Raw genomic sequence first — 25956 nt, forward strand, 5'->3', positions numbered from 1 at the left:
TCACCCTATCAAAAAAGGAGAAAAAGTACCCCCCTTTTTTCTTTTTTTTCAATGAGATATGCAGGTTCTTCACTTTGGGCAAACGGTCACATAAAATATTTCATGAAATATCGCCCGTTTTTCCCTGCGAGTCGACCTCTGCCCGTCGCGGCGACGGCGATCAGCTCTCCGTGCAGAAGAACGAGGAAACGGGAGCAAGGTTTCCCCGCTTCATCACGGCGGCGCAGCACCGTTCCGCATCCGCAAGCACCCGCACAGGATCGAGAGTGCGGAACTTTCCGTCGCGGTACAGGAAGCGTCCGTCCACCATGGTGTGGACCACATTCTCGCGCGTGGCCTGATAAACGACTCGTTGAACGGGGTCGCGCCCCCAGGCGGGAAGCGAATGGGGTCTGTCCATGTCGAGCACCGCAAGGTCGGCCTTCTTCCCGGGCTCCAGGCTTCCGAGCTCGTCGGCCTGTCCCATGGCGGAGGCGCCTCCCAGCGTGGCGATTTCCAGCGCCGCCATGGCGGGCATGGCCTTCGGGTCATGGGTGAGCGCCTTCTGGAGTATGGAGGCCTGTCTCACTTCCATGAGTCCGTCCATGTGGTCGTGCGCGCCGTCGAGCCCGAGAGCCACGTCTGCTCCCATGGCCCGAAGTTCCTCCACCGGCGCGATGCCGGAGGACATCTTGGTATTGGACGACGGACAGTGCACCACATGGGTGCCGGTATCCGCAAGGATGCGCTTTTCCTCGTCGTCGAGCCAGATGCAGTGCGCAAGAACCACGTCGTCGCCCGTGTAGCCGATGCGGTCGAGGTAACGCACGTTGCGCTCATGGCAGCGCGCTTCCACGAGGGCGATCTCTCCGAGATTCTCCGAAGCGTGGGTATGCAGGCGCAGACCGTTCTGCCTGGCAAGGTCCCGCGCCGAGGCAAGCAGAGCCTCCGAACACGACGGCACGAAGCGCGGGGCCACGGCGTAGCGCAGACGTCCGTTTTCCGCCATGTGCCAGCGGCGGATGAGCCGCTCCGTCTCGCGGATGCAGGCGGAAGGCTCCTCACGCATGACGGAGGGCAGATCGTCGCCCAGATCCATCATGCACTTGCCGAAGAGACCGCGCAGGCCGGTTTCGTCCATGACCTCGAAGACGGCGTCCTCATGCAGGGTGGTTCCCATGTCGATGAGCGAGGTCGTGCCGCTGCGGATGAGCTCCATGGCGGCAAGCCGCGCCGAGGCGGCGTTGCTTTCCATGGTGTGCGAAGCTTCCATGGGCCAGGTGCGCTCGCGCAGCCATTCCATGAGGGCAAGATCGTCGCACAGGCCGCGAAAAAGCGCCTGCGTGACGTGCATGTGCGCCTGCACGAGCCCGGGAATCACGGTCATGCCGTGAAGGTCCACCACGTCCGTGCCGTCTTCCGCCGTGCCGGCGCACGGCCGGGGCGCATCGGATTTGCGGGGCGTCACGGCGGCAATGCGGTCGTCCACCACCAGAATGTCGGCCCTCAGCACGCGCCGCTCGCTGTCCATGGTAATGACGAGTCCGTCGCAAAGCAGCGTCTTCATGCGGCATCCCCCTTATGATACGCGCGGATCATGAGCCACAGTCCTGCCGCAAGCAGCGGCAGACAGAGAATCTGCCCCATGGTGACCCAGCCTGCGAAAAGATAGCCGAGCTGGGCATCCGGCACGCGGAAGAACTCCACGAAAATGCGGCTCACCGCATAGAGCACGCCGAAGAGCCCGGCCACCGCGCCGCGGGGACGGGGCCGCGAGGAATAGATCCACAAAACGATGAAGGTGAGCAGTCCCTCAAGACCGGCTTCGTAAAGCTGGGAAGGATGCCGCGGAAGAGGCCCGGCCCCCGGGAATATCATGCCGAAGGAACATTCCGTCACCTTTCCCCAGAGCTCGGCGTTGATGAAATTGCCCATGCGTCCGAAAAAAAGTCCTGTGGGCACGAGGGGCGCCACGAAGTCCAGCATGTCCAGAAGGCTCACGCCGTTTTTCCGACCCCACAGCCAGCAGGCCGTCACCACGCCCACGAGACCTCCGTGGAACGACATGCCGCCGTTCCAGACGCGGAAAATTTCCAGAGGATCGGCCAGATAGGCGGAAAGATCGTAAAAGATCACGTAGCCGAGACGCGCGCCGAGAATGACGCCGAGCATGGCCCAGGTCACGAAGTCGTCCACCATGGCCGCCGTCCACTTCGACCACGGCCGGGACGCGCGGAACCGGCCGAGAAGCCAGCCCGCCAGAAAGGCGAACACGTACATGAGGCCGTACCAGTGAAGCTGAAGGGGCCCGACGGAAAGCGCCACGGGATCTATGGAAGGATATTGCATCTCATTCTCCTTGTTCCGGGCTCCTTACCATAAAAGAAAGGGACAGACCAGAGCCCGTCCATTTCCTTCGTTTCCGGCACGGGGATGGCCGTCGTCTCCCCGCCCCGCTTCCCGGCTGCGTCTCCCCGCGCTCCCGGGACAGGACGCGTCTTCTGCCGAAGCACGGTTCTTCAAGGCGAAGCCTTCCGTTGTGCGGAACGATTTCACCCGCCCGGGAATCCGGGCGGCACGGATCGGTTTCGAAAACGCGCGGACTCCTCCAGAAGGCGGCACCCGAGTTCTTCCTTCAGGCAGCCTGACCGACGGAAAAAATCATGTCCGTTCCGCTCCCGCCCTGTCCGCATCCGCTGCGGACACCGGGACGACGGCAGAAAGCTCCGTCAAAAAAAACAGGCAGAAAACGCTTTACGATGCCCCATGTCTACGCTACTTCCGAAGAAAAAGATCAAGGAGCCGTCATGCTCAAAAGCGCTCGTCCCTTTCCTTCCGCCGCGGCCGCGGCAAGCCTCGCGGGCCTTCTTTTCTGCCTGTGGGTGTTCTTCACCGGAGGCCGGGCCCTCTGCCTGACCGACGGCTGCACGCTGTTCCAGGATTTCCGCCTGGCAGGGATTTCCCTCTGGCAGGCCGGAATCGCACTGTTTTCCGCCCTTCTCGCGCTCGCCCTGCTCCGCCTCTGTCGCGCGGCGCACGTTCTTGCCGCGCTGGCCCTCGCCGCAGACGCCGTACTGCTTTGCGTCATGCTCTTCACGGCCCCCTGCGTGAACTGCCTCATCGTCGGAACGCTCATCGCCGTGACGTTTCTTGCCTTCCGCGCCGCCTCCATGCCGGTACGAAGGGAACGCTCCTCGCTCGCCGTTCTCTGGTTCGTGCTTCTCGTCGTCGATCTCGGCGGCGTCGCCCGCGATCTCGCCGACCCGTGGACGCCCCTCCCCGCGCAGGAAGCCTCCTCCGTGGAGGTCTATTTCTCTCCGAGCTGTCCCGCCTGCCGGACGCTGCTCTCCCGCGCCGACGAGCTTGAAAACGCCGCCTGGTACCCCGTGCCCGAGGACACGAGGGACATCTGGATCATCGCCGGCATGACTGAAAGGCTGGAAAGGGGCCTGCCGCTCGTGCAGGCCGTTTCCGAAGCCCGGCAGTCCGTGCCCGAGGGCGAAGCCTTTGAAGGCGACGCCTCCTTCCGGCTCGGCCTGCTCAGACCCGGCATGCTGCTTCTGCAGTTCAGGCTGTGGCGCAATCACGCGCACGTGCTGGCCGCAGGCTCCGACCGGCTGCCCTTCGTGGAATTCAGGGGACTGCCCGCCTTCCTTGCCGAACCCGGGCCCGTCCCGGCGCAGGAAAGTCACGCCGGGGCATCCGCAAGCGACGCAATCCTGACGGACATTCCCGGACTCGGCGTGGCCGGCTTCTGTGACGGAGAGAGCGAAACGCCCTGCGAAGAACCTCCGGTGCTTCCTTCTTCCGGCTCTCTCATCGACACAAGCGGCATGATTCAGTAAAGGCCGCAATCTCTCTCATTTTTTTTCAATCCATCGACATTGCAGGGAAAACGGCCTCAATCAGCAATAATGCCGACTTGTCTCCCGCTAAAACTTAAGCTAACCTCTGCAAAATTAGCGGCCATTTTTCGGCTGCAGCTTTTCACCATTATTCACGCAGGCATACATGGACATCGCAGAACTGTGCAGCAATCGGCGCGAGGCGCTGGTAGATCGCTGGGTCAACCGATTCTTTGCCAGCTATCCTCTTGACAGCAAGGGTTTCATGCGGACAAGCCGCGACCGCTTCGCCAATCCCGTGGGAGAGACGACGCGCCGCTCGGCTTCCGTGCTCTTCGACGCGGTCATAGGCATGGATACGGAACCCGACATCGTGAAGCAGGCCCTTCACGATCTCATCTGGGTACGCGCCGTGCAGGACATGCCCCCCTCCAAGGCCGTGGGGGCGCTATACCTGCTCAAGGAAATACTGCGCAGCGAAGTGCTGCCCGAATGTCTGAAGCCGGAAAACTCCGGCCCTGAGATTCTGAAGGCGTACCTCGACGTGGAGTCCAGGCTCGACACCCTGGGCCTTCTCGCGCTCGATATGTACTCCGACGCGCGGGAACGCGTGTTCAGAATCAGAGTGGAGGAAGTAAAGCGAAGTCAGTCGCAGGTGATTCGGCTGGCCAAGCTTCGGAGGGAGCAGGCGGAATCTGCTCCTGAAACTGAAAATCGAGGGGTAGAGGAATGACCATCGCATTTGCGGCCACTCTGCTCATCCTTCTCATAGGATGGGCGGGGTCAGCACTTGGCCTGCAGTATCTGCTCGGCGTGATCTTGCCGCTGGTAGCGGGTGCTGTGTTCATCATCGGCTTCATCTGGAAGATCGTCCGCTGGGCTAAATCGCCCGTACCGTTCGCCATTCCCACAGTGGCGGGCCAGCAGCGTTCTCTGGACTGGATCAAGCCCAACCGTCTCGAATGTCCGTGGACCACGCCCGCCGTCATCGGCCGCATGATCCTCGAGGTGTTCGCCTTCCGGTCGCTGTTCCGCAACACGCGTGCGGAACGCACCACCATCGACGGAACGCCGCGCATCACCTATTTTTCCAACAAGTGGCTGTGGGTGTTCGCCCTGCTGTTCCACTACAGCATGCTCGTGATCATCATCCGCCACTCCCGCTTCTTCCTTGACCCGGTGCCCACGTGCATTGCCGTCATCGAATTCGTGGACGGCGTGTTCCAGGTGGGCGCTCCCCGCTTCTACCTGACCGACGCCTTCATTCTCGGCGCTCTCGCCTTCCTGCTGCTGCGCCGCGTGTGCACGGAAAAGCTCCGCTACATCTCGCTGCCTGCCGACTACTTCGCGCTGTTTTTGCTCATCGCCATTGCCGGTTCCGGCATCTGCATGCGCTACATCTCCAAGGTGGACATCAATCAGGTGAAGGAAGTCATCATGGGCCTCGCCACGCTGCAGCCCGTCGATCCTTCCGGCATCGGCTCCATCTTCTTCATCCATGTGACGCTGGTGAGCGCGCTTCTCATCTACTTCCCCTTCTCGAAGCTCATGCACATGGGCGGCGTCTTCATGAGCCCCACCCGCAACATGAAGTGCAACACCCGCGAAGAACGGCATGTGAACCCCTGGAATCCTCCCAAGAATTATCACACCTACGCCGAATATGAAGATGATTTCCGTGAAGCCATGGTTGAGGCCGGCATCCCTGTAGAAAAGCAGCCTGAACCCAAGACGGAAGCCTAAGGAGTTACTGGTCATGGCAAAAATGCCCACACCCGAAGAATTGCTGGCGGCCACGCCCGCTTCCTTCCCCAAAGAGGGATGGATGGACACCAAGCCGGATTTTCATCCCGGCAGCTTCTGCTATCCCGCCAAGACGGAAATACTGAAAGGCCTCGGCTTCGAGAACGCCCATGACTGGGCTCCCGACAACGAGGACTGGGAACTGCCCGAAAACTGGGAGCAGATTCTCCACAACTCCCTGCAGGACGCGCTGAACAAGCATCGTTCCCTCAAGGTGTTCATGGACTGCTGCGTGCGTTGCGGCGCCTGCGCCGACAAGTGCCACTTCTTCCTCGGCACCAACGATCCCAAGAACATGCCCGTGCTGCGCGCCGAGCTTCTGCGCTCCGTGTACCGCAAGGACTTCACCACCGCAGGACGTCTGCTCGGCAAGTTCGCCGGTGCCCGCAAGCTCGACAAGGACGTCATCAAGGAGTGGTTCATCTACTTCTACCAGTGCACCGAGTGCCGCCGCTGCTCCCTGTTCTGCCCCTACGGCATCGACACCGCGGAAATCACGGTCATCGTGCGCCAGATGCTGCTCGACCTCGGTCTCGGCATCCACTGGATCATGAACTCGGTCAACGACTGCAACCGCACCGGCAACCACCTCGGCGTCCAGCCCCATTCCATGCGTGAAATCGTGGAATTCCTCTGCGACGACATCGAGACCATCACCGGCATCCGCGTGGATCCGCCGTGGAACGAAAAGGGCCATGAAGTCATCTTCATCACCCCCTCGGGCGACTACTTCGCCGACCCCGGCATCTACACCTTCATGGGCTACCTCATGCTGTTCCATGAAATCGGTCTCGACTACACGCTTTCCACCTACGCCTCCGAAGGCGGCAACTTCGGTTCCTTCGTCTCCTTCGACGTGGCCAAGAAGCTGAACGCCAAGATGTACGCGGAAGCCGAACGTCTCGGCGTCAAGTGGATTCTCGGCGGCGAATGCGGCCACATGTGGCGCGTGGTGAACCAGTACATGGCCACCTACAACGGTCCCACTCCCCCGAACATGGAAGTGCCCGTTTCCCCCATCACCGGCACGGTGTTCAAGAACGCCGCCGCCACCAAGATGGTGCACATCGCCGAATTCACGGCCGACCTCATCAAGCACAACAAGCTCAACCTGCGCCCCGAGCGCAACAACCACATCATCACCACCTGGCACGACTCCTGCAACCCGGCGCGCGCCATGGGCCTTCTGGAAGAGCCCCGCTACATTCTCAGGCACGTCTGCAACAACTTCGTGGAAATGCCCGAGCACACCATCCGTGAAGAAACCTTCTGCTGCGGTTCCGGTTCCGGCCTGAACGCCGAGGAAATCATGGATCAGCGCCTGCGCGGCGGCTTCCCCCGTGCCAACGCCCTGCGTTACGTGCACGACACCAAGGGCGTGAACTGGATGGGCTGCGTGTGCGCCCTCGACCGCGCGGCTCTGCCTCCGCTCGTGGACTACTGGGTTCCCGGCGTCACGGTCAGCGGCCTGCACGAACTTGTGGCCAACGCTCTGGTGATGAAGGGCGAAATTCCCCGCACCATGGACCTGCGTCAGGAAGATCTGCCCTTCCCCGATGAAGACCCCGCCGCCTCGGAGGAAGCATAAATGTACAACGCAAAATTCGTCATACCCGGCATCATCGTGTTCGCCGGGCTGTTCACCGCGCCCTTCTGGATCAATATGCTTTCTTCCGATCACGAAGCGGTCAAGGTGGAGCTCCCCACGGAACCCGTCAAGTTCTTCGGCGAAGAGCGCACCCAGTGCATCGAACCGAGGGAATGGATGGCCGCCAATCACATGGAACTCCTCCTCGAGTGGCGCGACCAGGCTCTGCGCGAAGGAAAGCGCATCTACGTCGCTTCCGACGGCAAGAAATGGGAAACCAGTCTGCAGAACACCTGCATGGCCTGCCACAGCAACAAGGCCGAATTCTGCGACAAGTGCCACAACGCCAACAGCGTGAACCCGTACTGCTGGGACTGCCACGTCGTACCCCAGGGGAACAATCATGAATTCGAGTAGACGTTATTTTCTCAAGGTCGCAGGCCTGTCCACCTTCGCCCTCGCCGCAGGCGCGGCCCGTGCGGAAGCGGCCGAGGCCTCCTATGAAGCCTATCCCGAGGGTCTGAAGGCCAAGCGCTGGGCCATGGTCATCGACACCCGCCGCATTCAGACGGTGGAAGACATGCGCCCCATCGTGGAAGCCTGCCACAAGGCTCACAACGTGCCCACCATTCCCGGCAAACACGAAGTGAAGTGGATCTGGGACGACACCTTTGAACACGCCTTTGCCAACGACCCCACTCCGATGCTTCCCGAAAACATCGAGAACCGTCGTTTCTTCCTGCTGTGCAACCACTGCACCAATCCCTCCTGCGTGCGTGTCTGCCCCGCCGGCGCCACCTACAAGACCGGTGACGGCCTCGTGGCCATCGACTATCACCGCTGCGTGGGCTGCCGCTTCTGCATGGCCGCCTGCCCCTACGGCTCCAGAAGCTTCAACTTCCAGGATCCCCGTCCCTTCATCAAGGACCTGAATCCCGCCTATCCCACCCGCATGCGCGGCGTGGTGGAAAAGTGCACCTTCTGCGCCGAACGGCTGGAAAAGGGACTCATGCCCGCCTGTGTCGAGGCTTCCAACGGCGCCATCATGTTCGGCGACCTCAACGACCCGAACTCCATCGTCCGTCGTGTCCTCGCCAAGAACTTCAGCATACGCCGCAAGCCCGATCTGGGCACCGATCCCGGCGTCTATTACATCATCTAGGAGGGAACCATGGTTGAAAAAGTTCTCAAGGGTTCTCCCAAGTACTATCTGTGGCTGATCTTCCTGCTGGCCATCATAGGCTATGCCTTCATCGTCTATGTGTTCCAGCTCATCTACGGCCTTCAGATGACCGGTCTTACCCGCAACACCTCGTGGGGCTTCTACATCGCCCAGTTCACCTATCTGGTGGGCGTGGCCGCCGCGGCCGTGATGCTGGTGCTCCCCGCCACCTTCCATCACTATCACCCCTATCACCGCGTGATCGTGTTCGCAGAATTCCTCGCCATCGGCGCGGTCATCATGTGCATGCTCTTCATCGTGGTCGACATGGGCCAGCCGCAGCGCGTGCTGAACATCATCCTGCATCCCACGCCGAACTCGGTCATGTTCTGGGACGCCACGGTTCTGTGCGGCTATCTGCTGCTCAACGCCGTCATCGGCTGGACCTCGCTCGAGCATGAAAGCCGTCACGTCGCCGTGCCCCGCTGGGTGAAGGTGCTCGTGGTCATCTCCATCTTCTGGGCCTTCTCCATCCACACCGTCACGGCCTTCCTGTACGCCGGTCTTCCCGGCCGCCACTACTGGCTGTCCGCCATCATGGCCGCCCGCTTCCTGGCTTCCGCCTTCTGCGCCGGTCCTTCCATCCTGCTGCTCGCCCTGCTGCTCCTGAAGCGCCTCACCGGCTTCGATCCCGGCAAGGCCGTGGTGAAGTCCCTGTCCATCACCATCGCCTACGCCATGGGCCTGAATATGTTCTTCTACGTGCTCGAACTGTTCACCGCCTTCTACAGCGGCATTCCCGGTCATCAGCATCCCATCACCTTCATCTTCAACGGACATGAAGGACTCGACGTGTGGCTGAACGGCTGGATGTGGGTCGCCGTGGTGTTCGCCTTCGCGAGCATCTTCCTTCTGGCCATTCCCAAGTTCCGCAACAACATGAAGATCCTGCCCTGGGCGCTCGTCATGCTCGTCATCGCCTCCTGGATCGACAAGGGCCTCGGCCTGCTCATCGGCGGCTTCGCCCCCACTCCCTATGAGACCTATGAAGTCTACACCCCCACCTTCTGGGAAGTCTCCATCGGCCTCGGCATCTTCGCCGTGGGCGCCCTCGTGGTCACCCTGCTGTGGAAGATCGCCATTGAAATGAAGCGCGAAGGCGGCGAACCCTTCGAACTCGCCGAATAGCGGGTCCGCCGGATCTTCCGGCAGCCTCATGCACGATCATGAAAGCCCGGACGGTTCGCCGTCCGGGCTTTTTCGTGAACGGGCATCCCGCGGGTGAAGACCGGCCCCCGAAAACTCCCGCACAAAAAGGGCCTGCCTTGCACCTTCCGCCCGACGCCCGTGAAGAACGACGCCGCCTATCCTGCACGTCGAGCGCAACCCGATGCGGAAAGGAGGCCTTCGGATCCTGCGCGTTCCGAAACGCCCCTTGCCTGCTTTCCTTCTCAGTCCGCAAAGCCGCCCTGTCCCAGACACCGCGCGCATTCTCCCCCTCATGCCATCCTGACGTCTTCCCAGGGGACGGCATGAGCGAAGACGCTCCCCCTGCCGCAGGGCCTCCGCCGAAAAAGCCCCCCCCTCGCCAGCTTCTTGTTACTGTGAAAAACACGGGAACAAGGCCGCCGCCCCTGCGCCGCAACGCATCCTTTTCCAAAAAGACGAAAAAAAGGCCGCCTTGACGGGCACGGGGCCCCACGGCTATAACGTCATCATCATCTATCTACCCTGCGCATCCGCGCCCCTTCAACAAAGGACTCCTGCCATGCCTTTTCATATCGTCGACCATCCGCTCATCCGCCACAAGCTCGGCCTGCTCCGCAAGGAAAGCACTTCCACCAGCGAATTCCGCATGCTGGCCAAGGAAGTGGCCCGGCTGCTCACCTATGAGGCCACGAAGAACCTTCCCACGGAAAAGAAAATGGTCAAGGGCTGGGCAGGCCAGGTGGAAGTGGACTATCTCGCGGGCAAGATGATCACCATCGTGCCCATACTGCGCGCGGGTCTCGGCCTCATGGACGGCGTGCTCGACATGGTGCCCGGCGCGAAAATCAGCGTGCTCGGCATGTACCGCAATGAAGAGACGCTGGAACCCGTGGAATACTACAAGAAGCTGGCCCGCCGCATCGACCAGCGCGTGGCCATCATTCTCGATCCCATGCTGGCCACCGGCGGTTCCCTCATCGCCGCCATCGACGTGCTCAAGAAGGAGGGATGCAGGCAGATATGCTCCCTCAACCTCGTGGCCGCACCCGAAGGCGTGAAGGCCGTGCTCGACAAGCACCCGGACGTGGAAATCTACGCCGCCGCCCTTGACGATCACCTCAACGAAAACGGCTACATCATTCCCGGTCTCGGCGACGCCGGCGACCGCATCTTCGGCACGAAGTAACGCGCCGGACGGAGAGCCGGGGCGGAACATTCCGCGTCCCCTTCTCCCCCGCTTCCCTGCGGAAAACAAAAAATGAGCCGCTCAAGCCCGGAAGGTTCCGCCTTCCGGGCTTTTTCATGCCTCTCCCAGGACTGCGCCGCATGAAGCGGCACTCCTCCTGTCGTTTCTGCTGCACCGCACACGCCCGCGACGCAGCCGGAAGAGGGCCCCTTCCTCTCGCACGAAGCACGGTTGACGCCTCCGATTCCGGCAATTACAAAGAAAGACACCGCTTCCCGCCCCGTCCGGGGCAGAATCTCCTTTACGCGTCACGCAGAAAGTTCCCGCCGACCGCCTTCATGCGTCGACGGAAGTCAAACTTCACAGGCAGGTCAACATGGCACGCTACTCTTCCAGAATAAGCAACAAGCACATGGTGGCCGTGCGCTTCAGCTCCATGGGCGACGTGGTGCTCACCACGGGCGTTCTTCTCGACTGGCACGAAAAGCACGGAACCATGTTCACCGTCATCACCAAAGAAGCCTTCGAGCCGATATTCTACCACAATCCCGCCGTGCTCAACGTCATCGGCTTCGACGAAAACGACCTGCACGGTCAGACGCAGGCCATGAACTTCCGCGGCCTCATGGAAAAATACCGCGACTCGCCCCTGCTCGACCTGCACCGCAATCTTCGTTCCGCCATGCTGGCGCGCATCTGGCGCGACGCCATCATCTGCTACAACAAGATGTCGCTGGCCCGCCGCATCTTCCTGTGGAGCAAGGGGCGCTTCTTCGGGGAGGAACTGCGCCGCTACAACGTTCCGCAGCGCTACGCCACGGGCCTCTACGACAAGAAGGACGTACCTTCCGCCGGTCAGCTCAGGCCCCGCATCTTTCTCACGCAGGACGAAAAGATACGCGCCGGGGAACTTCTCGCCCCTCTTCACGCTGAAGGCGAGCCGCTCGTGGCGCTGCACCCCTTTGCCACGCACGAGGCCAAAAGCTGGCCCATGGACGTATGGCTGCGCTTTGCCGCCATGCTCAGCGAGGCGGGCATAGGCTATTTCTGGGTAGGCCAGGGCGAAGGTCTTCCCGAAGAAGAGGAATCACGCAGCTTCGTCAACAAAACGGCGCTGCGCGAGCTGTGCGCCCTCATCGCCGCCGCCGACGTGCTCGTCACCGGAGATTCCGGTCCCATGCACGTCGCCACTGCCGTGGACACGCCGGCCCTTGCCATGTTCGGCCCCACATGCCGGGAATGGGGCTTCTTCCCCTCCGGGGAGAAGGATCGCGTGGTGCAGCTTTCCATGCCCTGCCGTCCCTGCTCGCTGCACGGCTCGGGCTCCTGCCCTGAAGGCAACGCCTGCATCATGGGCATCACACCCGAAAGAATGCTCGAAGAACTGAAAGACATGCTTGCGTAGACCGAACAAGGCCTCAAGGAAAAAGACTGTCATCTCCCGCACTTGCCGACCATGTCGGATGACAGGCGGAACCATGTGATTTTTATATCATTTCTTCGATAAAAAGATTCTCTTCGGTTGACCTGCCCCGCCTCTGATGCTAAAGTGGGGTATAAAGTAATATCAGAAGAAGCTCATGCGTCAGCGCATGACTTGTTCTTTTATCGGCAAAAGCCGCGACCTTCCCGCCCGCCATGGAAGCCTTCGCGGAAAAGTCCTGTCTATCAGCGCCAGGAGGGCCTTATGCAAATCTCCATTGGTCTGGGGAAAGAAGGCGCGGAAGAACGCCTTGAAAAACGGGGCGTATCGCGCCGCGACTTTCTGAAATTCTGTTCCACTGTGGCTGTGGCCATGGGCATGGGGCCCGCGTTTGCTCCCGCCATGGCCAAGGCTCTCACGTCCGCCTCGCGTCCCGCCGTCATCTATCTGCACGATGCGGAATGCACGGGCTGCACGGAAGCGCTCCTGCGCGCCAGCAAGCCCTTCATCGACGAGCTCATTCTCGACACCATTTCCCTCGACTATCAGGAAACCATCATGGCTGCCGCCGGTGAGGCCGCGGAAGACGCCCTTCATCAGGCCATGAAGAATCCCAACGGATACGTGTGCGTCGTGGAAGGCGCCATCCCCACCGCCATGGACGGTCTGTACGGCACCATCGGCGGCCGTACCATGTACGCCATCAACAAGGAAGTGCTGCCCGGCGCAAAGGCCGTCATTTCCTACGGCACCTGCGCCTGCTTCGGCGGCATTCCTTCGGCCGCTCCCAACCCTTCCGGCTGCAAGGGCGTGAACGACTGCTTCGCAGACCTCGGCATCAAGGCCATCAACGTTCCCGGCTGCCCGCCGAACCCGCTGAACCTCATCGGCACCATTGCCGCCGTGCTCTCCGGCGTGAAGCTGGATCTCGACAAGCTGAATCGTCCTCTGGCCTTCTACGGCCATACGGTGCACGAACTGTGCGAACGCCTTCCCCACTTTGAAGCCGGCGAATTCGCTCCCTCCTTCGATTCCGAGGAAGCCCGCAAGGGCTGGTGCCTCTACAAGCTCGGCTGCAAGGGACCGGTGACCTACAACAACTGCCCCAAGGCCCTGTTCAACGACGTGAACTGGCCCGTGGCCGCCGGACATCCCTGCATCGGCTGTTCCGAACCGAACTTCTGGGACAAGCTGACCCCCTTCTATGAAAACTAGCGAGTAATGCCACCATGAGCGAAGCAAAAACCACTCCCCAGAGTTCCTATACCGGGCCCATCGTGGTGGACCCGCTCACCCGCATCGAGGGCCATCTCCGCATCGAGGTGGAAGTCGAAAACGGCAGGGTCAAGGACGCGCGAAGCTGCTCCACGCTGTTCCGCGGTCTGGAAACCATATTGAAGGGCCGCGATCCCCGCGACGCCCAGTTCTTCACCGGCCGCACCTGCGGCGTGTGCACCTACACCCACTCTCTGGCGTCCACCCGTGCGCTGGAAGACGCCATGCAGATTGAAATCCCCGTGAACGCCACGCTGATCCGCAATCTGGTGCTGGGCATGCAGAACCTGCACGACCACGTGGTGCACTTCTATCACCTTCACGCCCTCGACTTCGTGGACGTTGCCGCGGCGCTTCAGGCCGATCCGGCCAAGGCCGCCAAGCTGAACGCCTCCATCTCGCCCCGTCCCACGAGCGAAGACGAACTGCGCGCCGTGCAGGCCAAGGTGAAGGCCCTTGTGGAAAGCGGTCAGCTCGGCCCCTTCACCAATGCCTACTTCCTCGGCGGGCATCCTTCCTACTACCTGGATCCCGAAGCCAACCTCGTGGCCACGGCCCACTATCTGGAAGCCCTGCGCGTTCAGGTGGAAATCGCCCGTGCCACGGCCGTGTTCGGTGCCAAGAACCCCCATCCGCAGTTCCTCATCGCAGGCGGCGTCACCTGCTACAACGCCCTGCGTCCCGACACCATCGCCCAGTTCAAGGCACTCTATCAGAAGGCCCGCGCCTTCGTGGAGCAGGTGTACATTCCCGACCTGCTGCTCGTGGCAGGAGCCTACAAGGACTGGGCCTCCATCGGCGGCGGCGTTTCCGACTACATGGACTTCGGCGAATTCCCGGGCAAGGAACGCGATCTGACCACCCGCTGGCTCAAGCCCGGCGTCATCTACAACCGCGATCTCAGCACCGTGCTGCCCTTCGATCCCTCAAAGATTTCCGAGCACGTCCGCCACAGCTGGTTTGAAGGCGACGAGGCCCGCGCCCCCTATCAGGGCGTGACCGATCCGCGCTTCACCAGACTGGGCGACACCGACCGCTACTCCTGGATGAAGGCCCCGCGCTACGACGGCCATGCCGTGGAAACCGGTCCTCTCGCCCAGATGCTCATTTCCTACGCCCAGGGCGACAAGCTCGTGACCTCCACCGTGAACACGGTGCTGAAGGCCCTGAACGTTGGTCCCGAAGCGCTGTTCTCCACCCTCGGCCGCACCGCCGCCCGCGGCGTGGAAGCCGTGGTCGTCGCGAACGGCATCGGCGAATGGCTCCAGCAGCTTGAAGACAACATTGCTAAGGGCGACAACAAGATCTGCATCAACACCGAAGTGCCCAAGAATGCCGAAGGCGTGGGCTTCGTTCACGCGCCCCGCGGCGGCCTGTCGCACTGGCTGGTCATCGAAAACGGCAAGATCGCCAACTTCCAGCTCGTGGTGCCCTCCACCTGGAACCTCGGTCCGCGCTGCGCCGAAGGCAAGCTCTCCGCCGTGGAAGCGGCTCTCGTGGGCACGCCCGTGGCCGATCCCAAGCGCCCCGTGGAAATCCTGCGTACCGTGCACTCCTTCGACCCGTGCATCGCCTGCGGCGTGCACGTCATCGACGGCCGCACCAATCAGGGCTATAACTTCAAGGTCCTGTAACGCACGCTGAAGCGAAGGGGGAGGATGCTTCATCCTCCCCCTTTTTTCATGGCCCGACCTCCGGCGAACTGTCGGAATGTCGGCGCATCGATGAAAAGCGCGCTTCGCGAAACGCTTCCATGCGCGTTTTCAGAACCCCTCCCGCGGATTCTCCCCCTCAAAAAAACGGAACGCCTCCGAAGCGCTTCGTCCCGCGGCACGGGCGGACGCCCCTTCGGCAAAACGACGCGTACCTCCGCCCATGAACGCCTTGCCCCGCTCTTCCCTCTCGTGAAGACACAAGGCCGAGGGCTTCACAACTTTTCCGGCAGTCGCCTTCGGACGACGCCTTGTTCACGCAGAAGCGCCCGCTGCGCTTTTGCCCCTTCCGAGAGCATTATGGAACGCATTCTCATTCTCGGCGTAGGCAACATTCTCTTCACTGATGAAGGCATAGGCGTGCGCACCCTCGAATGGCTGCAGCAGCACTATGTCTTTCCCGAAAACGTCACGCTTGTGGACGGCGGCACGCTGGGCATGGGACTCATGGACGCGCTTTTGCAGTGCGACCGCGTCTATGTGCTCGACGCCGTGCTCGGCGGCGACGCTCCGGGCAGCATCTACCGGCTCACGGACGAAGACCTCAGAAAAAGCATGAGCTTCCGCGACTCGCTGCATCAGACCGATCTTGTGGACACGCTCATTTACTGCGACATTCTCGGCCACCGGCCGAAAGGCGTGGTCTTCGGCATGGAGCCTGCCGACTACAACACCATGGAACTCGGCCTCTCGCCCGTGTGTCGAAAATCCGTGCCCGAGCTCGCGCAGAGACTCGTGGACGAACTGAAGGACCTGGGCATGAACATAGCCGAACGCTGATCCCCGTTCTCCGTCCGACGACTTTTCCGGCCGCGTTCTGCCTTCATGGGCAAACGCGGCCTTTTTTCATCCCCTTTCCCCCAAAACCGGCTCCTGGCTCTTTCGCAAAAGCCGCTTCCGACATCCATCACCCGAAGACGCGACAAAGCCCGAAGCGTTTCCCAGGCTGCGGCTCTCGAACCGAAGCGCCATGCCCGGACTTCCGCCGCTCTCCCCCGTGAACGCTCCGCATGGGCCGTCTTCTCGTCCATCCTTCCGAAACAAGACAAGATTCCGGCGAACAACGCCTCTCTCCGCCCTTCTCTTCTCCGTTTTCAGAAATCCTATGCATTGACTCAGAATTCAACATTCCACGGCTCAAAAGGCCGCTGAACGTAAAAAACGTTCTGAAAGGACACGCACGCCCTCTCAGCGTTCCGGCAGATGCATGACGGCATTGGGCCCGGTCCATGTGACGGTCATGCCTCCGAGCATGGTGGTGCTGTAAAGAGGGATGCCCCGTCGCCCCATTTCCTCCCGCACCTTCCGACTGGGAAATCCGTAATGGTTGTATGACGCCGCCGAAGCGAGCACCGCCGCAGGCGACACCGCATCATAAATTTCCGCTGAAAGCTCGATGCCGCCCCGTGATGGGGCAGCACAAGAAGATCAGCCTGCAGATTCTGTCCGCTCTTCACAAGACGGTTCAGGGCGGAAGAAGTCATGTCTCCGCACAGAAGCGCCAGCGCTCTGTCGCCACGCATCAGCCGGAAGGCCAGTGAGACGTCGTTGCCCGACACCTTCTTTCCCGGCCGAAGCGAACCGGGATCGGAGGCATCCGGCCACACGATCTCAAGATGCACGTTTCCTGCCAGCGAAAGCACGTCGCCCCGCTCAAGAACTTTCTCGGGAATGCTTCTTCTGCGGGCCATTTCGCGCAAGGCCCTGCCGTCGACGGAATCGTCCTCCGCGGAAAAGGACGACCAGACAAGACAGCCCACCTCAAAATGCTCCAGAATCCAGCGCAGTCCCCTTGCGTGATCCATGTCCGTATGGCTTACGAGCACGGCGTCGAGACGCGGCATTCTCCGATAGGTCAGCGCGGGTGCAAGAATGCTGCGGCCGCAGTCGAAAAACGGCGACGCACCGCCTCCCCCGTCCACAAGCACGCGACCTTCCGGCACCTCAATGAGCACGGCCTGCCCCTGCCCCACGTCAAACATGGTCAGAGCAACGCGACCGTCCTGTCGGGCCTGAACGTCATCCAGCCAGACGGGCATCTGACCGAGCGGCATGAGCACCACTCCCGCCAGAAGGAGCCTGCGCGTGGCCTTTCCCGCGCCATGCCCGCACACTCTGGCCCCGGCCAGCAGCATGAGGCCGACAAACAGAGCCCCGTATCCCAGCGCCGTCAGCGAGGAAGGACGAAAGCACTGGACAAGCGGCAGCCAGCCCGCGCCGTTCATGATGTCAAGCAGGCCCGTCATGGCATCGGCAGGCCATGCCGCCACGGCGAAAAGCAGGTCCGAAACAGGCTGAGGACCGAGAATCAGCAGAGCAAGCAGGCCGAGTGCGGCGGCGGGCAGCGTAATGAAGGTGAGCGGCGGAAGCCATACGAGATTCATCCATACATTCAGACTCACCACTCCGAACACATGGATGAGCACCGGCAGCACGGCCATCTGTGCGGAGAAGGAAAGCAGGAGCATGGTTCCTGTCCAGCGAAGAAAGGCATAAGCCGAGCGATGCGGAAAGTTCCGCCATGTCCGTTCAGAAGGCCTGGCGGGAGGAAAACGCCGCCTCAGCGCCGAAGTCAGCGGAAGAGAAAGCAGTATGCCCGCCACGGCAAGCACGGAAAGCTGTGCCGAAAGATCGAAGGCCACTTCAGGCCAGCCGAGAAAAAGCAGCACTGCGGCGGCAAACAGCGCATCCAGCGGCGCCACGCTCCGGCGCAGACACACGAACACGGCCGCCGCCAGCATCATGCAGGCGGCCCGGACAAGAGAAAAAGGCGCGCCGCCGAGAAAAAGATAGGCCAGCGCAAACGGCAGCCCCGCCGACACGACGAGCACCCTGCGCGGCAAGGAAAGAAAAAGACTGCGATGCAGAAGAGAAAGCAGAAACACGAAGGCCACGCCAGCCATGGCGGCAAGCGCCAGATGCTGACCGGACAGCGCGAGGGAATGCACAAGGCCCGCCCGGGTGAACCGATCCACGGTTTCCGGCGTGAGCACGGATCGATCACCGAAAAGGAGAGCTGCAATCATGGCACGCCCCTGCGAACAGGCAAGCGTGCTCTCCCCGCTCCATGCATCGACGTTTCGAGCGGCGTCCGCCGTTCCCCCGTCGCCCGCAAGCGCCTCTTCCAGCGCACTCCTCCATCGCTCCCGCATCAGCGCGGCACGGAACAGGACGCCCTCTCCCCCGGAAAACTCGAGGAACACCGGTCCCGTCCGAGTTCTGTTCAGCCGCGCATTGTGCCACACGTTGCGATCCGCCCAGTACATTCCCAGATCGGAGGTACCCGGGTTCACACTGCCCACGCAGGGATAAAGGCGCACCAGCGCCCGCATCCGCTGCCCGGCAACCGGCCTGTCGCAGTGTTCCATGTCGTCGGCGTACAGCGTCATGCTGACAAGACCGGGAACAGGTGAGGTCTCATCCTCCACAATGGAGCCGGCATAGCCCTTTCGCCCGCCGGACAATCCCGTGTCCACCTTGCGGTCCAGAGCCTTCCGTACCGCCTTTTCCACACCGGCAGGCAGCGATGAAACATCCTTCAGCGGACGCACGTTTTCAAGCAGTACGCGGACTCGTCCTCCGGGGAGCCCCGTGACGGAGTCCACGTCGGCTTCCACAAGCACGCTTTTCCGCGGCACGGACGCCCACGACGGGCATTCCGGAGCCTCTGGCGAGGACAGCTTCGTGACGCCGAGGCCGACCAGAAAGAAAAGAAGCAAAAGAGCCGTCCGACGCCAGCCGGGATTCCGGGGAATCACCAGCACAAGGAGAAAAAAGCCCACGCCGAGCACGGCATCGCGCATCGATACGGAACCGGCCAGAACGGCAAGGATCAGCCTCTGGCGAAAAAGAAGCAACGGTAGTTCCGGCACACCAGCCATGGCAACACTCGAAAAGCGGCTCTCCCGTACCGGAGCCGCGCTGAAACGCTCTGCTCATGAATCGTCGCAGGGGCATCCGCCTTTGCCGCGCTGCCCCTGCTCGCTCCCGGCCCGGCCGCACGGAAAGGAGCTCTCCGCTTCAAAGCATCGCGCCTTCCCCGGCCCTCTCCCTCGTCGCAGCCGAACGCCGGGCTCATCGTCCGTCATGCTCGGGAAGGACGGGAAACGTCCTTCCCCGGACTCTGCGCTTCTGGACGATGAAGGCCGCGCATGGCGGCCCTCACATTCCGAAATGAATCAGTCGGCATCCTTCACGCGGCGGATGCGCGCACCCACGGCGGAAAGCTTCGCCTCAAGATGCTCGTATCCTCTGTCCACATGATAGATTCGCTGCACTCTTGTCTCTCCCTCTGCCGCAAGACCGGCCAGCACCAGCGCCGCGCCCGCACGCAGATCGGAAGCCATGACGGGAGCGCCGGTCAGAGGACGACCGCCGCGCACCATGGCGGAAGATCCCGTCACATGGATGTCCGCCCCCATGCGCACGAGCTCCTGCACGTGCATGAAGCGGTTCTCGAAAATGTTTTCCTCCACAAGACCGGATCCCCGGGCGCAGCACATGAGCACCATGAACTGCGCCTGCATGTCCGTGGGGAATCCTGGATGCGGACGGGTGCTGATGTCCACGCCCGTAAGACCGTTCTCTCCCGTGCGGGCCAGCACGCCTTCCGGCGTTTCTTCAATGATCATGCCCGCGGCGCGCAATTTGTCCACCACGGCGGACATGTCGCGTATGGGACAGTTCTTCAGCAGCAGCTCTCCTCCGGTCACCCCTGCGGCGATGAGGAAGGTGCCCGCCTCGATGCGGTCGGGCATGACGGCATAGGAGCAGCCGTGCAGTCTCTCCACGCCCTGCACGCGGATCATGGTCGTCCCCTGCCCTTCAATGCGCGCGCCGCACCTGATGAGAAAATTCGCCAGATCCACTATTTCCGGCTCTCTGGCCACGTTTTCAAGCACGGTCTCTCCCCGGGCGAGGCTGGCGGCCATGAGCACGTTTTCCGTTCCTCCCACGGTGGGCATGTCGAAACGGATGTGGGCCCCCCGCAGCCCGTCGGGACAACGGCCGTGGATGTAGCCGCTTTCCAGATCAAACACCGCACCCATCTTTTCCAGGGCGGAAAGATGCTGATCCACGGGACGCGCACCGATGGCGCAGCCGCCGGGCAGGGACACCTTGGCCTCGCCGAGACGGGCCAGAAGCGGCCCGAGGCAGAGCACGGAAGCGCGCATGGTCTTCACGAGATCGTATGGAGCCTCCTTGCCGAGCGTTCCGTTCTTCACCCGCACCACGCCATTTTCCAGTGAAGCCTCTCTTCCCAGAATGTTGAGCAGCTTGATGGTGGTATGAATGTCCCGAAGATCGGGCACGTTGGCGTAGGAGACCTCGTCGTCCACGGCAATGGACGCCATGAGAATGGGAAGCGCGGCATTCTTGGATCCGCTGATTTCAATGACGCCCCTGAGCGGCACGCCGCCTTCTATGATGAAACTGTCCAAACTCTTCCTCCGCAGAGATTGCCAAAAAAACGCTTGACTATTTTTCGGCAATTGAATAATAACTCTTTCTGCACGGCGAATATAGCTCAGTTGGCAGAGCACCTGGTTGTGGCCCAGGGGGTCGCAGGTTCAAACCCTGTTATTCGCCCCATATTTCGCCCCGATTTCATCGGGGCTTTTTTTGTGCCCGTCGTCCTGTTTCCGTTTTCGCTCATGTTCCTTTCCACATAAGAAACGGGCTCGGAAACGCGCGGAAAGTTTTTCGACACGCCCCTCGCCCCCTGCCGATCGTCTTTTTCCATCTTGAAAAAAGACGACCGTTCTTCCGCGGCCTCATGAAAAGGCCGCTCTTTGCTCACAGCTCCAGCGCCAGTCCCACGGGACAGTGGTCGGAACCGTACACGTCGTTTTCTATCCACGCATCCCGGACGTTGTTCCGAAGCTCGGACGAAACGAAGAAATAATCCAGCCGCCACCCGACGTTGCGCTCCCGCGCGCGGGTCTTGTACGACCACCAGGTATAGGCACCCGCCTCGTCGCCGTGCACAAGTCGGAAGGTATCCACATATCCGGCCTGCACGAACGCGTCCATCCAGGCGCGCTCCTCGGGAAGAAAACCGGTGTTGCTCTCATTTTCCCGGGGCCTCGCCAGATCGATGTCCCTGTGGGAAATGTTGAAGTCGCCGCATACCACGATGGGCTTGTCCTGCCGCAGATCTTCCGCATAGTCCAGAAAGGCGTTGAAAAAGCCCATCTTGTACGGAACGCGACGGAACACGCCCTTCGATATCTCCTCTCCCCCGTTGGGAAAGTAGATGTTGAAGAAATGCAGTTCGGGAAATTCCAGATGCAGCACGCGACCTTCCCCGTGATAATCGGGATCAGGGAGCTCATGCTCAACGTTGAGAGGCTCTCTGCGGCTGAACACCGCCACGCCGGAGTACCCCTTCTTCACCGTGGAGGCAGACCACCAGGAATGCCAGCCTTCCGGCTCGCGCTGCTGCTCAGGTATCTGCTCCGGAGAAGCCTTGGTTTCCTGAAGCCCCACCACGTCGGCCTGCGTTCTGGAAAACCATTCCCAGTCCGACTTTCTGCTGACGGCGCGAAAGCCGTTGACGTTCCACGACACAAAACGCATGAGTGACATACTGCCCATCCTTCTTCCGTTGGGAGAATCTACGCGACTATGCCCGCAATCTCAAGAAAAAAAGCCGCATCGCTCTTCCTGCCGCGCCCCCTTCCCGCGCCCCGGAAGCGCCTGCGGCAACGCGAAGGAAACGCCTAAAGCCCGCAGAAGCCGCATGAGGGTAAAGGTTTTCACGGCTTCTGATGACACGCGCACCGGGCGACACGGACCGAGGACTTCTCCGGCATTCGCCGGACGTTCCGACCGAAGCGGCGGCTTCCCGCAGAGATGTCGATTTTCGACCATGAAAAAGGCAGGTCCAGAGAACCTGCCTTCTGAAATCCGCTCAAAATGCCGGAGATATCGCTAGTCGTTGAGGAATTCCTTGAGTTCCTTGCCGGCCCGGAAGAAGGGCAGCCGCTTGGGGCTGACTTCCACGCGGTCTCCGGTACGGGGGTTGCGCCCGGCATAGGAACCGTATTCTTTAACCTTGAAACTGCCGAAACCGCGGATCTCCACGCGATCGCCCGCAAGAAGTGCTTCCTTCATGCAGTCCACGAAGGTATTGACCACAAGGGTGGCTTCATCCAGCGACACATTGGACTGTTCGGCAAGATTCTTGATCAGTTCACTCTTGTTCATGACATCTCCGTCATACGGTATTAACCTGCCCTGCCGGCAGGGAGAAGGATTATTGTGCGCGGGGGCTCTCCCCTGAAAGCTCACTTAGTGTCAAGTAAGACATCTATAACCCTAAATCCGTTGCCTTGCAAGGGAAATCAGCCACCTATCCGTGACAGCGCTCATGCTGCCAGAGAAGATAATCTCTCAGGAAAGAATCAATGCGTCCGTCGAGCACGGCGTCCACGTCGCCGCACTCGGAACCGGTGCGGTGATCCTTCACCAGACGATACGGCTGCAGGGTGTAGGTACGGATCTGACTGCCGAAGGCAATGGCATCCTTTCCGGCGTAGTCGGCCTGACGGGCGGCATCGCGCTTGCTCTGTTCAAAGGCGTACAGACGGGCCTTGAGCACGCGCATGGCGCTTTCCCTGTTGCTCTGCTGCGAACGCTCGTTCTGACACTGCGCCACGATGCCTGTGGGAATGTGGGTGATGCGCACGGCGGACTCGGTCTTGTTGACGTGCTGGCCGCCCGCGCCGGAGGCGCGGTACACGTCGATGCGCAGATCGCTTTCCTTGATCTCGATGTTGGACACTTCGCCCGCGTAGGGAATGAGGTCCACGGAAGCGAACGACGTGTGCCTGCGGCCGGAGGCATCGTAGGGAGAAATGCGGATGAGGCGATGAATGCCCTTTTCCCCCTTGAGCAGGCCGTAGGCGTTTTCTCCCTGAAGGCGTATGGTCACGGCCTTGATGCCCGCTTCTTCACCGGGCAGGAAGTCCACGATCTCGGCCTTGACGTGATGGGATTCCGCCCAGCGCAGATACATGCGTTCCAGCATTTCCGCCCAGTCCTGGGCCTCGGTGCCGCCCGCGCCGGGATGAATGTCCAAAAGCGCGTCCATGTGATCGGACTCGCCGCTGAGCAGCACGGTCATTTCCGTTTCCGTGAGCAGCTTTTCCAGCGTATCGGCCTGCTCGTTCAGCGTTTCCAGCGCGTCTTCCTCGCCTTCGGAAACGAAATCGAGCCATTCCTCCATCTCATCGTAGCTGGCCTTCAGTTCGCGGAAACGGGCCACCTCAGCCTCAAGGCGGCTCTTTTCCCTGAGCACGGGCGTGAGCTTTTCCTGATCGGACCACGCATCGGGACTCGAAATGATGCCTTCTATTTCCTGAAGTCGCGCCTCCCGCGTGGGCAGGTCAAAGACGCCCCCAGAGGGAATTGAATTGTTCGGCAAGGGTATGGCAGCGGGAACGAAGTTCGGCCAACTGAAGCATGGTGATGTCCTTTTTCTTACGGTATGTCCACTGATGCGGAGAATGTCGGAACAGGTCTGTCCTACGCGCGGCCGCGCCGCACAAGGGGCAGGCCCAGCAGAAGCAGAAGAATGAGGCCCGCGGCAGGAAGCCACGGATGAAGATAAAAGTAAGGCGTATGCCCCTGCAAGGCAAGCGCCGTGCCCGTAAGGGAGCCGGGCACGAAGAGGGCGTGTTCGTTCTCTTCCGAACCCATGGCGTGAATGCCGCCCAGAGGATCGAGAACCGCCGTGATGCCGCTGTTGGTGGCGCGCACCACATAGCGCCCCTCCTCCACCGCCCGCATGAGCGCAAGCTGGAGATGCTGCATGGGTGCGGAGGTATAATCGTACCAGGCGTCGTTGCTGATGTTCAGAAGAAGTCCGGCGCCTTCCGCCACCCGCTTGCGGGCCAGTTCGGGAAAGATGGCCTCATAACAGATGAGCATGCCCATGTCCAGAGAGCCCCTGCCCTGAAGATTCAGAGGGAAAAGCATCTCCTGCGTTCCGGGCTCGAATCCGCCGAGTCCCTGAAGAAGACTCTGGAATATCTCCCAGTCCAGCACGGGGGGGAGGTACTCGCCGAAGGGAACGAGATGCTCCTTGTCGTAATGGCCGCGGTCTCCCTGCGGCGTGAGCAGAAAGGCACGGTTGTAGAGGAGCGTTTTTCCGTCCGCCTGGCGCTCCACGCCGGGCGCACCGAACACAAGCGGAAGACCGAGCTGCCGCACGAAGTCGCGGAGCGCGGCGGAAAGCGGACCGGAGGGATAGGCAAAGGGCATGGCCGTTTCCGGCCAGAGCAGGAAGTCGGGAAGAGCCGGCGCGACGGTGACGTCTCCGGGAAGAGCCGACCGTCCCATGAAGGCGGCCAGATCCGCAGAAGACGGCCGGGCCTTTTCCGCTCCGGCAAGAGCGGTCACGTTCCCGCGCACGCCGTCCATGCTGAGGCGGACATAGCGCTCAAGCGTATGCTGCTGATATTCCTTCGACCACTTCACGTCCTGCCGCACGCTCCCCTGCACCAGCGTGACGGTCACGGGCACGCTTTTTTCCGCAAGTCTCTCCGGCATGACGGAAAGACGCCACGCGCCGAATGCGGCAATACTGACAAGCAGACCTGCGGCGCAGGCGACCATCAGGGCTCCGCCTCTGCAAGCTCCCCTCGCGCAAAGGCGCATGATGCCCTCGCAGACGATGCAGGCCGCCGCAGCCAGCACGCCCGAATAGGCGTACTCACCAAGCAGGCTCAGAGGCTGAATGAGCACCGGCCACGCCGCGAGACCGGATGAAAGCGTAAGCCAGGAAAAACCGGTGCCGAACCAGCCGCGAGTCCACTCAAGCAGGAACCACAGAACGCCCGCCAGCGCACAGCGCCGCCAGGGGGAAAGCGAAAGCGTCCGCGCCATGATCCAGGAGAACATTCCGCCCCACAAGGCCACGTACATGCCGAGCAGAATGGAGCACGGAGCCGCCAGAACCCAGGGAAAGTCCCCATACATGTGTGCGGCCACGGCGATCCAGTACAACGCCGCCGCCGCTCCGGGAATCCCCGCACACCAGCCCGTGCGGAAAGGCGCGGCCGTGCGCGAGGCAAGACAGATCACCGCCGGGTAGATCAGGATGATCAGCGGCAGATGGATCACGGGATTGGGAGTCCCCAGGAAAACGGACAGCGAACCGGCCGCGACAAGCAGGACACAGGTCCGCAGGGAAAAGTTCATGACTGCCCCCTGTCGAGCACGCGGCAGCTTATGGCCTCCGCGATGTGCGCGAGCGAAAGGTCCGCCGCGCCTTCAAGATCGGCGATGGTTCTCGCCACACGAAGAATGCGGGTATAGGCCCTCGCGGAAAGCGCAAGGGCATTCACGGCATTCCCCAGAAACTCATGTTCCTCCCGTCCGAGTCTGCAGTACTCGTCGAGCATTCTGCCGGACAGATCCGCGTTGGTGCGGCACTTCGTGCCCCGGTACCGCTCCCGCTGCACCTGCCGCGCGCGAATGACCCGCTCCCGCACTTCGGCGGACGACGGTCCGCTCTGCACGGACCGGATGTCCTCATAGGAAACGGCGGGGACCTCCACATGAAGGTCGATGCGATCCAGAAGCGGCCCGGAAAGCTTCGCCCGGTATCTGGCCACGGCCTGCGCGGAGCAGGTGCATTCATGACGGGGATCGGTGCGGTAGCCGCAGGGACAGGGATTCATGGCCGCAAGCAGCATGAAGTCGGCGGGGTAGGAAACCGCGTAGGTTGCGCGGGAGATGAACACTCTTCCCTGCTCCAGCGGCTGAC

21 protein-coding genes and 1 tRNA gene are annotated in these 25956 nt (G+C 61.5%); 13 read left to right on the top strand and 9 right to left on the bottom strand.

Annotated elements, in window-relative coordinates:
• Positions 1 to 160: 160 nt before the first annotated feature.
• Together QZZ60_RS04050 and lgt are read right to left on the bottom strand one after the other, a co-directional pair.
• Positions 161 to 1546, bottom strand: a complete 1386-nt coding sequence (locus QZZ60_RS04050) for a 5'-deoxyadenosine deaminase (protein WP_295638160.1) — start codon at positions 1544 to 1546, stop codon at positions 161 to 163.
• Complete coding sequence (gene lgt / locus QZZ60_RS04055) at positions 1543 to 2328, bottom strand: prolipoprotein diacylglyceryl transferase (protein WP_295638164.1); 786 nt, start codon at positions 2326 to 2328, stop codon at positions 1543 to 1545. The genes QZZ60_RS04050 and lgt overlap by 4 nt, the downstream gene beginning before the upstream one ends.
• Before the next feature lie 458 nt (positions 2329 to 2786).
• On the opposite strand from lgt, the gene QZZ60_RS04060 reads away from it, so the two are divergent.
• The 12 genes from QZZ60_RS04060 (at position 2787) to QZZ60_RS04115 (ending at position 15962) form a co-directional block, all read left to right on the top strand.
• Positions 2787 to 3824 carry a hypothetical protein gene (locus tag QZZ60_RS04060; RefSeq protein ID WP_295638167.1) on the top strand — a complete coding sequence of 346 codons (1038 nt, stop codon included), beginning with the start codon at positions 2787 to 2789 and terminating at the stop codon, positions 3822 to 3824.
• A gap of 166 nt (positions 3825 to 3990) precedes the next feature.
• Entirely contained in the window at positions 3991 to 4557 is a 567-nt protein-coding gene (locus QZZ60_RS04065; RefSeq protein ID WP_295638169.1) for an RsbRD N-terminal domain-containing protein, read from the top strand.
• The gene (gene dsrM / locus QZZ60_RS04070) at positions 4554 to 5567 is read left to right on the top strand and encodes a sulfate reduction electron transfer complex DsrMKJOP subunit DsrM (protein WP_295638172.1); all 1014 of its coding nucleotides are present in this window, start codon (positions 4554 to 4556) and stop codon (positions 5565 to 5567) included. The genes QZZ60_RS04065 and dsrM overlap by 4 nt, the downstream gene beginning before the upstream one ends.
• Before the next feature lie 13 nt (positions 5568 to 5580).
• Positions 5581 to 7215, top strand: a complete 1635-nt coding sequence (dsrK, locus tag QZZ60_RS04075; RefSeq protein ID WP_295638174.1) for a sulfate reduction electron transfer complex DsrMKJOP subunit DsrK — start codon at positions 5581 to 5583, stop codon at positions 7213 to 7215.
• Complete coding sequence (gene dsrJ, locus QZZ60_RS04080; protein WP_295638177.1) at positions 7216 to 7632, top strand: sulfate reduction electron transfer complex DsrMKJOP subunit DsrJ; 417 nt, start codon at positions 7216 to 7218, stop codon at positions 7630 to 7632.
• A complete protein-coding gene (gene dsrO, locus QZZ60_RS04085) occupies positions 7619 to 8377 on the top strand; it encodes a sulfate reduction electron transfer complex DsrMKJOP subunit DsrO (RefSeq protein WP_295638178.1) in 759 nt (252 codons plus the stop codon). The genes dsrJ and dsrO overlap by 14 nt, the downstream gene beginning before the upstream one ends.
• A 9-nt stretch (positions 8378 to 8386) precedes the next feature.
• Positions 8387 to 9565 carry a sulfate reduction electron transfer complex DsrMKJOP subunit DsrP gene (dsrP, locus tag QZZ60_RS04090; RefSeq protein WP_295638180.1) on the top strand — a complete coding sequence of 393 codons (1179 nt, stop codon included), beginning with the start codon at positions 8387 to 8389 and terminating at the stop codon, positions 9563 to 9565.
• Positions 9566 to 10145: 580 nt separating this feature from the next.
• A complete protein-coding gene (gene upp / locus QZZ60_RS04095) occupies positions 10146 to 10772 on the top strand; it encodes a uracil phosphoribosyltransferase (protein ID WP_295638181.1) in 627 nt (208 codons plus the stop codon).
• Positions 10773 to 11148: 376 nt separating this feature from the next.
• Entirely contained in the window at positions 11149 to 12177 is a 1029-nt protein-coding gene (locus tag QZZ60_RS04100; protein ID WP_295638183.1) for a glycosyltransferase family 9 protein, read from the top strand.
• A 282-nt stretch (positions 12178 to 12459) separates the two neighbouring features.
• Positions 12460 to 13410: a hydrogenase small subunit gene (locus QZZ60_RS04105; protein ID WP_295638186.1), complete on the top strand. Its 951-nt coding sequence runs from the start codon at positions 12460 to 12462 to the stop codon at positions 13408 to 13410.
• Positions 13411 to 13424: 14 nt separating this feature from the next.
• A complete protein-coding gene (locus tag QZZ60_RS04110) occupies positions 13425 to 15104 on the top strand; it encodes a nickel-dependent hydrogenase large subunit (protein ID WP_295638188.1) in 1680 nt (559 codons plus the stop codon).
• A gap of 378 nt (positions 15105 to 15482) precedes the next feature.
• Entirely contained in the window at positions 15483 to 15962 is a 480-nt protein-coding gene (locus QZZ60_RS04115; protein WP_295638191.1) for a HyaD/HybD family hydrogenase maturation endopeptidase, read from the top strand.
• A gap of 458 nt (positions 15963 to 16420) precedes the next feature.
• Here QZZ60_RS04115 and QZZ60_RS04120 read toward each other — a convergent pair whose 3' ends face one another.
• Positions 16421 to 19063 (bottom strand): ComEC/Rec2 family competence protein, encoded by a 2643-nt coding sequence (locus QZZ60_RS04120; protein WP_295638194.1) that lies wholly within the window; start codon positions 19061 to 19063, stop codon positions 16421 to 16423.
• A gap of 297 nt (positions 19064 to 19360) precedes the next feature.
• Positions 19361 to 20623 (bottom strand): UDP-N-acetylglucosamine 1-carboxyvinyltransferase, encoded by a 1263-nt coding sequence (murA, locus tag QZZ60_RS04125; protein ID WP_295638197.1) that lies wholly within the window; start codon positions 20621 to 20623, stop codon positions 19361 to 19363.
• A gap of 75 nt (positions 20624 to 20698) precedes the next feature.
• Between murA and QZZ60_RS04130 the strand changes: the two genes are divergently transcribed.
• A tRNA-His gene (locus tag QZZ60_RS04130) sits at positions 20699 to 20774 on the top strand.
• Positions 20775 to 20978: 204 nt separating this feature from the next.
• Here the strand turns inward: QZZ60_RS04130 and xth are convergent.
• From xth to QZZ60_RS04155, 5 genes are all read right to left on the bottom strand, one after another.
• Entirely contained in the window at positions 20979 to 21770 is a 792-nt protein-coding gene (gene xth / locus QZZ60_RS04135) for an exodeoxyribonuclease III (protein ID WP_295638200.1), read from the bottom strand.
• Positions 21771 to 22115: 345 nt separating this feature from the next.
• Positions 22116 to 22391 carry an HU family DNA-binding protein gene (locus QZZ60_RS04140; protein WP_294447199.1) on the bottom strand — a complete coding sequence of 92 codons (276 nt, stop codon included), beginning with the start codon at positions 22389 to 22391 and terminating at the stop codon, positions 22116 to 22118.
• A gap of 145 nt (positions 22392 to 22536) precedes the next feature.
• A protein-coding gene (gene prfB, locus QZZ60_RS04145) for a peptide chain release factor 2 (RefSeq protein WP_295638203.1) occupies positions 22537 to 23650 on the bottom strand; the annotation gives its coding sequence in 2 pieces (ribosomal slippage) (positions 22537 to 23574 and positions 23576 to 23650; 1113 coding nt in all).
• 61 nt (positions 23651 to 23711) lie between these two features.
• A complete protein-coding gene (lnt, locus tag QZZ60_RS04150; RefSeq protein ID WP_295638206.1) occupies positions 23712 to 25388 on the bottom strand; it encodes an apolipoprotein N-acyltransferase in 1677 nt (558 codons plus the stop codon).
• Positions 25385 to 25956: ATP-binding protein (locus tag QZZ60_RS04155; protein WP_295638209.1), on the bottom strand; the 572-nt coding region annotated here is incomplete at its 5' end. The genes lnt and QZZ60_RS04155, both read right to left, overlap by 4 nt.

Origin of the sequence: uncultured Mailhella sp. (assembly GCF_905187505.1) — a bacterium.
Lineage (GTDB): Bacteria > Desulfobacterota > Desulfovibrionia > Desulfovibrionales > Desulfovibrionaceae > Mailhella.